The sequence below is a fragment of the Paenibacillus sp. CR_12 genome, assembly GCF_041953985.1.
Taxonomy (GTDB): Bacteria; Bacillota; Bacilli; order Paenibacillales; family Paenibacillaceae; genus Paenibacillus_AQ; species Paenibacillus_AQ lautus_A.
Genome location: NZ_JAVFHO010000002.1, coordinates 1,759,659 through 1,772,569, shown reverse-complemented (window position 1 = coordinate 1,772,569; position 12,911 = coordinate 1,759,659). Strand labels below are relative to the sequence as shown.

The window sequence follows — 12,911 nt, the reverse complement described above, 5'->3', positions numbered from 1 at the left end:
GATTACATTAACTTCAATACTTGGCACAATTGATATAAGTAGTGCACGCCGCGTATCTGGTTATGATTGAGGTGATTGAGGTACACCAGCGTGTCCTTGAGCACCCGTCTGGCGTTATGAACCTGATGATGCTCGAGCTCATGCAGGACGTCCTTGATGACTTCAAGCGGGTAATTGGCTGAGCGGAGAATCCGAATGATCATAATCTGCCGGATTTGGGCACCATCGAATTTCCGGTAGCCGTTAACCTGATCCCGCGGCAGAATAAGGACGCCTTCCTTCTCCCAATGGCGGATGGCCGAGGAGGGAACGCCGATCTCGGCCGCAACCTCCCCGATGGTCAGCTCTTTCTTGCGGCCTCGGGCATCGACTGCGTCAAGCTGCTCCGTTTCCAGAATGCGGATGGTCCGCTCCGCAAGGATTTTATCCTGCTGGAGGCGGGCTTGCACCTCGCTTACGATCCAGAGCGCATCATCCAGCTCCCTTTCCTGCAGCTTCTTCATGACTTGCTTCGTCACGTCTACGCCGAAACCGGGAAACATGGCGCGGATGCACTCGAAATAAGCGGCATGCTCCTCGGTATATAACCGGTAGCCGTTCGGCGCTCGCTCGGCAGGAGGGACAATTCCCCATTTCTCATAGTGCTTGAGCGCACTTGTGGTAATCCCGAGTTTCTTGGCGATATCAATCGGTCGAATGCCCATGATGTCCCCCCTACTTCATCCGGATCTGCCTGAATCCTTACTTATTGGGGGATTGTATCATGAAGTGCGTTTCCGAGAAAAGACGGATGAAAAAATAACCTGTCACCTTGGGTTTGAATCATGCTCAGAATCATTGCCGTTCCAAAAATGCCCGGATGTATTGAACGATTTCCGGTCCATGGGATTCCAATGCAAAATGACCGGCACCCTTCAGGAGATGCAGCTCGGCATGAGGCAAATCACGCAGATACGGATGGGCTCCGTTCTCAGGGAAGATGTGGTCGCCTTGCCCCCACACAATCAGGGTTGGCGGCTGAGCATTGCGGAAATATTGCTGCCAAGCCGGATACAAGGGAGGATTCGATCCGTAATCCAGGAACAAATCCAGTTGAATTTCCTGATTGCCGGGACGGTCGAGCAGCGCTTGATCCAAGGTATAGGTGTCCGGGCTGATGAGGGAGGCGTCATCGATTCCATGCGTATACTGCCACTTCGTTGCCTCGATGCTGGTAAGCCAGCGCAGAGCCTCGCGTTTATCCGGGTTTGCCGGATCTTCCCAGTAAGCTTTAATGGGATTCCAGAATTCTTCGAGTCCCTCATCGTAGGCGTTCCCGTTCTGAATGATCAGGCCTCGGATCCGCTCGGGATGTCGCGCCGCGATCCGGAACCCGACGGGTGCACCATAGTCCATCAAGTACATATAGAAGGTCTGGATATTTAATTGTGCCAGCAATTCTTCGATGAGCTGACTGAAATGGTCAAAGCTGTACCGGAACTGATCATGGTCTGGCGCGCTGCTGTAACCAAATCCCGGATAATCAGGTGCGATCACATGATACCGATCGGCAAGGGACGGAATCAATTGACGATACATATGGCTGGAAGTCGGGAAACCATGCAGCAGTAATACGACAGGCGAGCCGGGAGCTCCTGCTTCACGGTAAAAAATGTCCAAACCGTTGATTTGAGCCGTATGATACTGGATTTTATGTTCCATTGGATAAACGCCTCCTTGAATACCTGCGATTTTTTTATGAAGCGATTGCTATGTAGATCCTTTTGACAGGTCGTCATTTACTTGTAGAACACTTACCTCCTTTTTATTAACCGTCATAAATCATTTAATGGCATTATATATTCCGAATATTAACCTGTAAAGTTTTATTTTGGGTATTAAAAAAGGAATCTTAGAGGGTTTATCTAAGATTCCTTCGTTTGTTGTTTCTGACGCTCCAGATAAGCAGCGACCTTCATGCGGTTTCCGCATGTTTTGGGGCTGCACCAGCGCCTTGTGCCGTTTTTGCTATTGTCGTAAAAGCGAAGCACGCACGCCGGATTTTCGCAGTTTTTCACCAGCTTCAAGTCATGGGTAGTTAAAAAATCAACGGCAGATGCGGCGATCGGGCTCAGCAGGTCCAGCGGCTTCCGAAAAAGCATCCGGCTTTTGCGGCTGTACGCGCTGCCTTCGGCCACGAGCACGGTGCGCATGATTTGCTCCTTCAGCAGCCCGTTGATGAACTGCAGGCTTGCTTCGGTTGAACTCTCGTTCGCACTGCCCGGCTGAATCAGGTGAAAGATGTGGTCGCGGAGCAATCTGGCGGACTCCACGATCCGGGCTTCCTCCTCGTTGCCGTTATATACCGCCTTGCGCAGGTTGCGTTCCGCCTCCGACAGCAGGTTCGCCTTCACCATCCAATCCATTAAAGAATCGAAAGTATCCAGCAAATCCAGCGGCTGAGCGTTGACAGCGATCTTGGTATTCACGAAATCCAGCACGGGATGGTTGCCAATAAAATAAAATTCGGGTGCGATTTTTTTCGGCATGGGTACCTCTCCTCTGAAAACACGATACGTAGCGTAGATATTCATAGCCTATTATAAAGTCAATTGCGGTGCACAGACAACCAACAGGGCTTCAAACATTGTACATAAACCTTAAAGCTCCGTGACGGCTTTCGCCGTTGAAAACAGTGGTGGAGCAACCTTCGCAGGTTTGAAATTTTGTACTTGCATCAATGTTGTAAGATGGGTTTGTAAAATGAAGGAGGTAGGGAAGATGGAAGGAACGATTAAGATTCGCGGTGCCAGGGAGAACAATCTGAAAAATGTTTCGCTTGAGATTCCCAAATACAAACTGGTCGTCATGACAGGTCCGTCCGGCTCGGGCAAGTCCACGCTGGCCATGGATACGCTGCAGCGGGAATGTCAGCGGCAGTACATGGAATCCATGGGCATGGTGTCGGACACGGTCAGCAAGCCGAAGGTGGATTCGATTGAAGGGCTCTCCCCGTCGATCAGCGTGGGTCAGCACATTACGAACCGGAACCCGAGATCCACCATCGGAACGGTGACGGATATCTATACGCTGCTCCGGATTCTGTTTGCCAAGCTGGGGGAACGAAGCTGTCCTTCCTGCGGCGACAAGGTGATACCGAGTGTGGACGGAGAAGCCTATCACGGTCCTTCTGACGAGGAAGAAATCAGCGATTCCCACGAGACGGTTCATTGTAGGCGATGCGGTCATGGTCTCGACAAATTGACGATGTCGCATTTTTCCTTTAACAAGCCGGAAGGCGCATGCGAAACGTGCAGCGGACTCGGTCAAACGGTCAGCCTGAACATGGAAGCCGTGTTCCAGCTTGATTTGAGCCTAAGAGACGGCGGGGTGGCAATATGGTACAGCGCTCTTTCCGATTATAACATCAGCATTCTGAAAGCAGCAGCCAAGTATTACGGGTTTGTGTTCGATGAGTTTATGCCGCTTCGGGATTATGGCGACGTTCAGCGCGATCTCCTGTATTATGGCGTGGAGAGTGAGCCGTTCAGCCGGCACTTTCCTGACGTGAAGCCGCCGAAGTCCGTAGGACAAGGCAAGTACGAGGGCGTAGTCACCGGAATATGGAGAAGGTACCGGGAGAAGGGGAGCGAGTCCGGGGAAGCGTCCCTGTTTCATGAGCATGTCTGCCCGGATTGCCACGGAACGAAGCTGAAGGAGGACAGCCGCCGCGTCCGGATTGACGGCGTCTCCATTAACGAAGTTAACGCATGGTCGATCGGGGAAGCGCTGAATTGGATGGAGGCGCTGCTGAAGAAGCTGACGGCGGACCAATTAACGATCGTGGAACCGCTCATTTATGATTCCGTCGTGAGACTAAAGCGCATCATGGATGTCGGGCTGGGTTACATGTCCATGGAGAGGCAGGTCGTCACGATGTCGGGCGGGGAAGCTCAGAGGCTTCGGCTCGCATCGATTCTGGGCTCCGGCCTCACGGGCGTGCTGTACATTTTGGACGAACCGACGACGGGTCTGCATCCCAAAGATACCAGGGGACTTATCCAGGTTCTGAAGCAACTGAGGGATCTCGGCAACACGGTGCTTGTCATCGAGCATGACGAAGAAGTGATGCGGGCCGCCGATCATATCATTGATATCGGACCGGGTGCGGGAACGATGGGCGGCACGGTCGTCGGTCAAGGAACGCTGGAGGAATTGATAGGGAATCCCGAGTCCGTGACCGGATCGTATTTCCGGGATCCCACGATGCTGGCGGCTCCGAGTCGGCGGAGGACCGGAAACGGCAGCCTGCTGACGATCGAGGATGCACATCTGAGAAATCTGAAACATATTACGACCTCTTTCCCGCTAGGCTGTCTCATATCGGTGACAGGCGTATCGGGATCTGGTAAATCCACGCTTTTATTTGATCTTCTGGCGGAATCCGGAAGCGATCAATCAACTCCAATCGGCTGCAAAGCCATCACGGGCTGGGAATCGGTGGGACAGCTGATCAAGGTTGACCAATCGCCGGTATCCCGAATGCAGCGCTCTAACATTGCTACCTATACGGATGTTTACACTCATATCAGAAACTGGTACGCCAGCTTGCCGGAAGCTAAACAGAATCAACTGACGGCCAAGCACTTCTCTTTTAATACACAAGGCGGGCGCTGTGAGACATGCCAAGGCCTTGGCGTCGTGTCCGTGCATATGCACTTTCTGCCGGAGCTGGAAGTACGCTGCCCGGACTGCAAGGGCAAGCGCTTCAAGGAAGAGGTTCTCCGGGTGACTTTTAACGGTTACACCATTTCCGATATTCTGGATATGACGATTGAGGAAAGTCTTGCCCTGCTGGAAGTGAAGCCAAAGATCATGGAATTGACCCGGCTGCTCTGCGATGTCGGACTTGGATATTTGAAGTGGGGACAATCGGTGAGCACCCTGTCGGGCGGCGAGGGACAGCGGATCAAATTAGCAAAGGAACTGAGTAAAAAAACGAAAAACCACACGCTCTATTTGCTGGACGAACCCTCGACCGGACTTCACCCGGGCGATGTCCGGCAGCTTCTCGTCCTGTTAAACCGTTTGGTGGATGCGGGGAACACCGTGATGTTGGTTGAGCACAATCTGGACCTGATCTGGAATTCCGATTGGATCATCGATATCGGGCCTGGCGGGGGAGCAGCCGGCGGATCGCTGGTGGCGACAGGAACACCCGAAGAAGTGGCTGCAGTGGAAGCCTCGTTTACCGGCCGCTTTATCAAAGAAATCTATATGTGACGGGTTGAACGAGAAGGGAGGAAGTTGGAATGGAGCAAACCGTAGATGAGAAAGGCAAGGTAACAAAAACCACGGTTCGATATTTTATCAAGCTGCTGCGTTCTTCGGGCATTCCGAAGCTGGTGCTCTTTCTGGCGATCGTATTAAGTTTGGTCGGGGCGGTGACGGGACTTATCGTCCCGCTCATCACCGGCCAGCTCATCGATAATTTCGCAGCAGATGCGTTTAATATTCGCATGGTCGGCTTTCTGGCCGTCCTCTTCCTGCTGGAAGCCGTGGCCAGCGGTCTTTCGTATTATATGCTTGCCTATGTCGGGAACCAGACGGTGAACAAAATTCGGAAACGGCTCTGGACGAAGGTGCTGGCCCTGCCGGTTCCGTTCTTCGACAAGCATCGCTCGGCCGAGACGATGAGCCGTGTGACCAACGATACGAATGAAGTAAAGACGCTGATCACGGATCATCTGATCGCTTTTTGCTCGAATCTGCTGACCGTTTTGGGGGCTGTTGCGATCCTGTTTTACCTGGATTGGCGGATGACCCTCATCATCCTGATTGCCGTTCCGGTCGGGTTCGGCATTTTGATGCCCATCGGCGGAAAAATGTACAAAATCTCCATCAGCATGTATGGACAGCTGGCCCAGCTGTCCGCCATGCTGACCCAGGTGATCGGCGAGATCAGGCTGGTGAAAGCCTCCAATGCAGAGCGGAGGGAGGAGAAAAGCGGGTATGAGGGTATGGACAGCCTGTACCGTTTCGGCATGAAGGAAGCCAAGATTAACTCGGTTCTGATTCCGTTGATGTCGATGGTCATGGTCGTTCTGCTGGTGGTCATCATCGGATACGGCGGCGTTCGCGTTTCTTCCGGTGCGCTCAGCGCCGGCGAGCTGGTATCGTTTATCCTGCTGCTCTTCCAAATCATGTTTCCTTTCAGCCAGTTCGCCACGTTTTACTCCCAGCTCCAGAAGGTGATGGCGGCAACCGAGAGATTGCGGCTTATCCTTGAATTCGAACCGGAGAGCGATCATCGTGCGGTGCGGTTGGCACCGGAAGGTCATCGGGACGTTGAATTCAAAAAGGTTACGTTTGCTTACCATGAAGGTGAAACCATTCTGTCCGACGTAACCTTTTCCATTCCAGCCAAGAAGGTCACTGCCCTGGTCGGGCCCAGCGGCAGCGGCAAAACCACGGTTTTTTCCTTGATCGAGCGGTTCTATGCGCCATCCGGCGGGGAGATTTGCTTCGGTTCGGAAGCAATCCGCGATTATACGCTGGAGTCCTGGCGGAGAAAGCTCGGATATGTGTCCCAGGACAGCCCGCTCATGACCGGAACGATTCGGGACAATATCGTCTATGGGCGGGAGGAGACGGTCTCCGACGAGGAGATTGCAGAAGCAGCGCGGCTCGCGTACGCGGAAGGGTTTATCGAGGCCTTGCCGAGAGGGTACGACACGGAGGTTGGCGAGCGGGGCATCCAGTTATCCGGAGGTCAGCGCCAACGGGTCGCGATTGCAAGGGCTTTGCTGCGGAAGCCGGACATCCTGCTGCTGGATGAAGCGACGGCAAGCCTGGACAGCGACTCCGAGCACGAAGTGCAGAAGGCGCTGAACAATCTGATGGTGGAACGAACGACCGTGGTCATTGCCCATCGGTTATCGACCGTCGTCGAGGCGGACCAGATTATTGTGCTTGAGAAGGGTCATATTACGGGAAGCGGCACGCATGAAGAATTGATCCGAAGCCATCCGTCCTATGTCGAGTGGGCAAAGAAGCAGTTCCAGACGGGGGAATAGGGACGGGGCAGGAAGGATTATTTACTGCCTGAAACGAATATAACGACAAGGTGACATAGCCTTTAGTTTAGATGAGATTAGAGGAGATGAGCAGAGCATGGCACAGATCAAAATTTACGGCGTCCGGGAGCGGCTGAACCCGGTGAAGGAGCAGCTGTCGGAAGTGATACATTCGTGCGTGGTAGACGCATTTGAACTTCCGGCGGATAAGAAATTTCATCGTTTTTTTCCCATGAGTCGGGAGGATTTCTACTTCCCTGACGGGAGAACGGATCGTTACACGGTGATCGAGATCAGCATATTTGAAGGCCGGACGGTGGAGGCTAAGAAACAGCTGATTCGATTGTTATTCGAGCGGATTCAGCATACGCTGCATGTTTCTTCCCAGGACGTGGAGATTACGATTTTTGAAACGCCGCAGCACAACTGGGGAATCCGTGGGCTTCCCGGGGATGAACTGGCTTTAGGGTATAAGGTGAATATTTAGAGAGGCTTAGCTAGTATTAACAATTGCAAACAAGCGCTCGATTACCGCTGGCTCCGGAAGCCTGGTGATCGGCGCTTGTTTTTTGTTCATTCGTGTTTATTTACGGTGGCACTCCCGATTTCGTAAGGCGTGTAAACCCCCTCATACATGAGATGCATCGACATCCCGGCCGCGGCATGGTCCAAATTGTGGCAGTGATCCATCCAAAGTCCCGGGTTGTCGGCTTCAAACGCAGCTTCATACGTCTCGCCTGGCGCTACATTCAGCGTATCCGTCCACCAGGGACTTCCTACGACGGGTTCTCCATTACGCTTCAAGACGAGAATATGGTGACCATGCAGATGCATCGGATGATCCATGAAACCCCGATTCACAAACTTCATTTTTACGATATCCCCTTCACGTACCATGAGAGACGGCGTATTCGGAAAGACATAACCGTTGATGGTCTGCACATTGGTCATCGTGCCGTTATAGAAGCCCACGCGGTTGTCGAGCACAAGCGTAAAGTTACGGTCATAGACGGTATCGGCGTCAAAAGGAACCGAGGACGGCGTGCCGTACTTGGCCGGATTGAATACCGGGCCCTCCCGGCCAGGAAGCGGCAGGTCCCGATCATTGCCGGCCATAACAATCGCTTCGCTCCGTTCGTTGATCGCATCGGCAGTATGCGTCAACGATACCGCATGATCCGGCATGGCAAAGGAAATATCGTAGCGTCCGCCGGCAGCCAGCAGCAGCTTTTGATTTTGTATCCACTCGGGACCGTTGAGATCCACGCCGTCAATGGAGGTTACTTTAAAGGATGCTCCCGATAAATAAAACATTTTAGGCATGTTATGTGCATTGATTAATCTTAACCTCACGGTTTTGCCCGGCATTACGGTCTGCCGCTGGAGCTTTCCCGTGGCTCCTAAGGTGAGCGTTGTTCCATTGCTCGTTCCTTTCGGATGAGCCATCACGGTTAAATCGACGTCTTCCAAAACGGTAGCGTCATCCGGTTCGATGACAAGCGTGCCATACAGCCCTTTGGCAACCTGCACCGAGGATTGCTGATGGGAATGATACCAGTATGTGCCCGTCTGTTCCGCGATGAACCGGTAGATAAACCGTTCTCCTGGCATGACGGCATTCTGCGTTAATCCTGCCACGCCATCTTCCCCGTTCGGAACATTTAGTCCATGCCAATGGATCGTAACGCCATCCTCCACATCGATATTGACCAGGGTAACCTCGACCAGCTCGCCTTCCTGAATACGGAGTTCCGGACCGGGAACGAGTCCGTTAAAAGCCCATACCTCTTCGGTTTCGCCTGAGGGCAAGGTGAGCAGCTTTTTCTGTGCGCTTAATTCGAATGTGCGGTCAGGCTTTGAGGTCTGCGGTCCGCGCAAGCTGGCTACACTAATCGATTCTATATTCTCTGCAGAAATGCTCGATGCTTCCGCGTGATTTCCATGATGGCTATGGTTCCCGGGGCTTCCGCTGCTGTCATGACGGCCATGGTCCATCATGCTCATTCGGTCCGGCAGCCGGGACGAGATCAAGCCGGCGGAAACCATTGTGGAGGTGATGGCAATGACGAGCAGGCACTTCCATGAGAATCGGATAAGACTCTGCTTGTAGGTTACACGGTGATCCATGTTCAATGAATGCTGCCATTCCTTGAACTGTCTTCTGCGGGAAACCCACGCCATGCCCATCAGGATACCGAATGCAATCCAGACGGTTATAAAACTGCTGAATCGGAGTGGAGATTGCGAGAGAAACAACATGTATAAGCAGGAGCATGCTGCTGCGTAGAACGCTGCCGAAAAAGGCGCCGCAAGGATGCGGTTGTTCAGGTATCCGCTTGAACCGTCGTTTAACTTTGCATGAAGCTCCGATAATTTGCGACTCGTTAATACGGGCAGCGAGAAGAAAAAGACGGCGGAAATCGAGAGCGCATAGAGCGGCCACTGGATGAACACCTTGTCTTCGACAAACGCCCAATCGGCATTCCACAGCACCGCACCCGCAGCGAATTTAAGCCCTGTCATGATTTTGGCGGGCCACAACCAGAAGCGAAGTTTGTTTAGATGCTTAAGCAGGTCTTCCTTCGGTTGCGGCAGGCATGTCTTTTTTGCTCTGTAATAGACGATCCACCATATAAAAAAAATTAGAAATGTTAATACGTAGTCAAACATTAGCCAGCTTCTCACCATTGTGTACGCCCCTTTACATTTGTTTTGCATTCAGTGTACAGATCAAATGTGTAGAACTGTTGGAGATGATCTTTTCATTCTGTGTAGGATCACTTCTTATGCTGGAAACGGGTTATAATGGTTCTAAAAAGTGAGAGGTTATCGCAATGGAAACGACGCTGTTGCTTGTGGAAGACGAAGTGGCGATGCTGGAAACGATGAAGCTTTATTTAGAGGGCGAAGGGTTCCGGATTCTTGCCGTAACCAATGGTCAAGATGCGCTTGAGTGCGCCCGAAGAGAGCAGCCCGCGCTTGTAGTGCTGGATTGGATGCTGCCTGGAAAGAGCGGAATCGAAGTGTGCAAGGAGCTGAGGCAATCCAGTGCTTGTGGAATCATCATGGTGACGGCGAAATCAGAGGAAACGGACAAAATTATTGGCCTGGAGCTTGGTGCGGATGACTACATAACCAAGCCCTTCAGTTTGCGGGAGCTGACTTCCCGCATTCGCTCGGTTCTCAGACGAACGGCTCCAATCCAGGTTGAGGCGTCGCCCTTGCAGCGCGGAGATCTGTTGATATCGGAAACCAAATGCCAGGTTACGCGAAACGGGGAGCTTATCCCGCTGACTCCGACCGAGTTCAAGATCTTGCTGACGCTGGCCAACAGGCCGGGGGTTGTGTTCAGTCGATTGCAGCTTATGAAGGCAGCTATGGATGATGATTTCATGAATTATGAACGCACCTTGGACTCTCATGTCAGTAAACTGCGCAAGAAGCTTGAGCCTGATCCTGACCATATGAAATACATTCAAACGGTGTATGGGTTTGGATATCGATTCGGTGAGCCGAGATGACGGTGCGCGGCAAAATATTCATGGCGATGGGCGTCCTGGTTATGCTTGTAACGGCCGCGTATATCGGCACAACGCAAGGCTACTTGGGAAGCCTGTTTGCCCGGTATGCTCCCGAGGGAAGCGGGGGTGGCCTCGGAGGGGAGCATCTCGAGGGATTAAGTAAATATGTGCTTGGCGAAATGAAGATGAAGGCTCTTATGGTGACGTTGTTTGTTGCATGCGCTGTGGTCGTTTTGGGTTACTGGCTTTCAGGTCTAATCATTCATCCGCTCCATAAACTGATCGCGGTCATGCGAAAAGTGGCCGATGGAGACTTGACAACGGAAGTGCCGATCATGCGAAAGGACGAGTATGGTCAGGTTGGGGAGGCGTTCAATTCCATGACGCACCAATTACGAGAGGCCATGGACCTTCGAAAAAGACTTGTCGAAGATATAGCGCATGAATTAAGGACGCCGCTATCCATCGTTCAATCCAAGCTGGAGTTGATTCAGCAGTCCCCAACCGACGTGAAGCCGGAAGTTTTGCTTCCCCTTCACGACGAAGTGCTGCGTCTGGTGCATTTGGTGGATGAGCTTCATCTTCTGAATACGGCGGAAGCGGGGGAGTTAGTCTTATATAAAGAGAAGACCGATCTGAACTTGCTATTGGGCAATCTCATGGAGCTCCTACAGCCGGAGGCGGTTGCTTGCGGGGTTACGTTAAAGGGGCCTGAATATCGGGATTCGGCATGGGTTCTGGTCGATCCGAAACGGCTGAAGCAGGTATTACTTAACTTGTTGACCAATGCGCTGCGGCATACGCCGGAAGGTGGAAACATTTCGGTTCGAATCGATGCGAGGGACCTGTCCGGACAGATTGCGATAAGCATAACGGACACGGGCACGGGCATACCTGCTGATGCGCTTCCTCATGTGTTCGACCGATTCTACCGGGTGGATAGCGGAAGAGGCAGGTCGACAGGAGGCTCTGGTCTGGGGCTTTCGATTGCTAAACAGATTGCAGCGGCTCACGGTGGATACATCCAAGTACAAAGCGAGCTTGGCAAGGGGACGGAATTTACGGTAATCCTTCCCTGGAGCCATGATAGCAGTAAAATTTAACGTGCGAATGTGAAAGTATAAAAAGGGGGGAATCACTTTGACATTACAACAATTAAAGTATGCCATCGAAGTTGCCAACCGTGGTTCCATGAACGAGGCGGCCAAACGATTATTCATTTCCCAGCCCAGCTTGTCCAACGCGATCAAGGATCTGGAGGAAGAGCTTCGCATTACGATATTCGAGCGGACGAACAAAGGAATATCCTTGTCCAAAGAAGGCGCGGAGTTCCTCGGCTATGCGCGGCAGGTGGTGGAGCAGGCAGAGCTTCTGGAAGGGCGTTATCTGAACGCAAAGCCTTCCCCGCAGCATTTTTCGGTATCCACGCAGCACTACGCCTTTGCGGTCAATGCCTTCGTGAAGCTGGTCCAGGAATACGGGCAGGATGAGTACGAATTGGCGCTGAGAGAAACGAAGACCTACGAAATCATCCAGGACGTCAAAACCCTGCGCAGCGAGATCGGCATTCTCTACCTGAACGAATTCAATGCCAAGGTGATCAACAAGCTGCTGAAGGATGCAGGGCTTCAGTTTACCAGCTTGTTTACGGCGAGGCCGCATATTTTTATCAGCATCAAAAATCCGCTGGCCAAGCAGTCGATCGTGACCATTGACGAGCTTCAGAATTATCCGTATTTATCCTTCGAGCAGGGGGAATACAATTCGTTCCACTTCTCGGAGGAAATCCTCAGCACGCTGTCTCACAAAAAAAGCATCCGGGTCAATGACCGTGCAACCCTGTTCAATCTGCTGATCGGTCTGAACGGGTATACCATTTCGACCGGGGTGCTGAGCGCCGACCTGAACGGGAACGAGATTATTCCGGTTCCGCTCGCCTGCGATGAGACGATCAACGTCGGATGGATCAGCCATAAAAACGCGACCCTGTCCAAGCTTGCCGCAGCTTATGTCGAGGCGCTGCATGAAGCGATTGCCACCTGATTTTGATGGGATAGCTTCATACTATAGCTGGCTATAGTTTATTAGAGTTACTTATAACAGCAGCATGATGGATACCTTTCTTACTCTCCCAAACGGAAGAACAGCAGTTGGAGAAACTGAGGTTCATTAAAGATTTCGTGTACGAAATTTGGGTCTCGTAATTATTCATTCACCCTTTAGTACTCATAACGGCAGGCTGGCAGGCAGCCTACCATGAATGCTGAGGGGATTTTTTTTGCCAGAAAATCTAATATAACATATTTATGTACAGGATATTGCATGCTTGTGACTT

10 protein-coding genes are annotated in these 12,911 nt (G+C 52.0%); 6 read left to right on the top strand and 4 right to left on the bottom strand.

Going from position 1 to position 12,911, the window contains the following annotated elements:
• Positions 1 to 2 precede the first annotated feature (2 nt).
• The 3 genes from RB297_RS11905 to RB297_RS11895 form a co-directional block, all read right to left on the bottom strand.
• Positions 3 to 704 carry a MerR family transcriptional regulator gene (locus tag RB297_RS11905; RefSeq protein WP_192570989.1) on the bottom strand — a complete coding sequence of 234 codons (702 nt, stop codon included), beginning with the start codon at positions 702 to 704 and terminating at the stop codon, positions 3 to 5.
• A 130-nt stretch (positions 705 to 834) separates the two neighbouring features.
• Complete coding sequence (locus RB297_RS11900; protein ID WP_375120506.1) at positions 835 to 1,701, bottom strand: alpha/beta fold hydrolase; 867 nt, start codon at positions 1,699 to 1,701, stop codon at positions 835 to 837.
• A 203-nt stretch (positions 1,702 to 1,904) separates the two neighbouring features.
• Positions 1,905 to 2,528 (bottom strand): CGNR zinc finger domain-containing protein, encoded by a 624-nt coding sequence (locus RB297_RS11895; protein ID WP_375120505.1) that lies wholly within the window; start codon positions 2,526 to 2,528, stop codon positions 1,905 to 1,907.
• A 232-nt stretch (positions 2,529 to 2,760) separates the two neighbouring features.
• On the opposite strand from RB297_RS11895, the gene uvrA reads away from it, so the two are divergent.
• From uvrA to RB297_RS11880, 3 genes are all read left to right on the top strand, one after another.
• Positions 2,761 to 5,262 carry an excinuclease ABC subunit UvrA gene (gene uvrA, locus RB297_RS11890; RefSeq protein WP_375120504.1) on the top strand — a complete coding sequence of 834 codons (2,502 nt, stop codon included), beginning with the start codon at positions 2,761 to 2,763 and terminating at the stop codon, positions 5,260 to 5,262.
• A gap of 29 nt (positions 5,263 to 5,291) precedes the next feature.
• A complete protein-coding gene (locus tag RB297_RS11885; RefSeq protein WP_375120503.1) occupies positions 5,292 to 7,055 on the top strand; it encodes an ABC transporter ATP-binding protein in 1,764 nt (587 codons plus the stop codon).
• Between the two features lie 97 nt (positions 7,056 to 7,152).
• Positions 7,153 to 7,542: a tautomerase family protein gene (locus RB297_RS11880; RefSeq protein ID WP_096776105.1), complete on the top strand. Its 390-nt coding sequence runs from the start codon at positions 7,153 to 7,155 to the stop codon at positions 7,540 to 7,542.
• Positions 7,543 to 7,628: 86 nt separating this feature from the next.
• Here RB297_RS11880 and RB297_RS11875 read toward each other — a convergent pair whose 3' ends face one another.
• On the bottom strand, positions 7,629 to 9,743 hold the full coding sequence (locus RB297_RS11875) for a multicopper oxidase family protein (protein WP_375120502.1): 2,115 nt from the start codon (positions 9,741 to 9,743) through the stop codon (positions 7,629 to 7,631).
• Between the two features lie 146 nt (positions 9,744 to 9,889).
• Between RB297_RS11875 and RB297_RS11870 the strand changes: the two genes are divergently transcribed.
• The 3 genes from RB297_RS11870 to RB297_RS11860 are packed head-to-tail and all read left to right on the top strand — an operon-like array spanning position 9,890 to position 12,619.
• Positions 9,890 to 10,576, top strand: coding sequence for a response regulator (locus RB297_RS11870; RefSeq protein ID WP_096776104.1), 687 nt, complete (start codon positions 9,890 to 9,892; stop codon positions 10,574 to 10,576).
• Complete coding sequence (locus RB297_RS11865) at positions 10,573 to 11,679, top strand: HAMP domain-containing sensor histidine kinase (protein WP_375120501.1); 1,107 nt, start codon at positions 10,573 to 10,575, stop codon at positions 11,677 to 11,679. The genes RB297_RS11870 and RB297_RS11865 overlap by 4 nt, the downstream gene beginning before the upstream one ends.
• 37 nt (positions 11,680 to 11,716) lie before the next feature.
• Entirely contained in the window at positions 11,717 to 12,619 is a 903-nt protein-coding gene (locus RB297_RS11860; RefSeq protein ID WP_009593611.1) for a LysR family transcriptional regulator, read from the top strand.
• The last annotated feature ends 292 nt before the right edge of the window (positions 12,620 to 12,911 follow it).

Excerpts from the sequence above, each read along its gene's own strand:
- RB297_RS11905 (WP_192570989.1), bottom strand. The coding sequence starts at position 704 with ATGGGCATTCGACCGATTGATATCGCCAAGAAACTCGGGATTACCACA.
- RB297_RS11900 (WP_375120506.1), bottom strand. The coding sequence starts at position 1,701 with ATGGAACATAAAATCCAGTATCATACGGCTCAAATCAACGGTTTGGAC.
- RB297_RS11895 (WP_375120505.1), bottom strand. The coding sequence starts at position 2,528 with ATGCCGAAAAAAATCGCACCCGAATTTTATTTTATTGGCAACCATCCC.
- uvrA (WP_375120504.1), top strand. The coding sequence starts at position 2,761 with ATGGAAGGAACGATTAAGATTCGCGGTGCCAGGGAGAACAATCTGAAA.
- RB297_RS11885 (WP_375120503.1), top strand. The coding sequence starts at position 5,292 with ATGGAGCAAACCGTAGATGAGAAAGGCAAGGTAACAAAAACCACGGTT.
- RB297_RS11880 (WP_096776105.1), top strand. The coding sequence starts at position 7,153 with ATGGCACAGATCAAAATTTACGGCGTCCGGGAGCGGCTGAACCCGGTG.
- RB297_RS11875 (WP_375120502.1), bottom strand. The coding sequence starts at position 9,743 with ATGGTGAGAAGCTGGCTAATGTTTGACTACGTATTAACATTTCTAATT.
- RB297_RS11870 (WP_096776104.1), top strand. The coding sequence starts at position 9,890 with ATGGAAACGACGCTGTTGCTTGTGGAAGACGAAGTGGCGATGCTGGAA.
- RB297_RS11865 (WP_375120501.1), top strand. The coding sequence starts at position 10,573 with ATGACGGTGCGCGGCAAAATATTCATGGCGATGGGCGTCCTGGTTATG.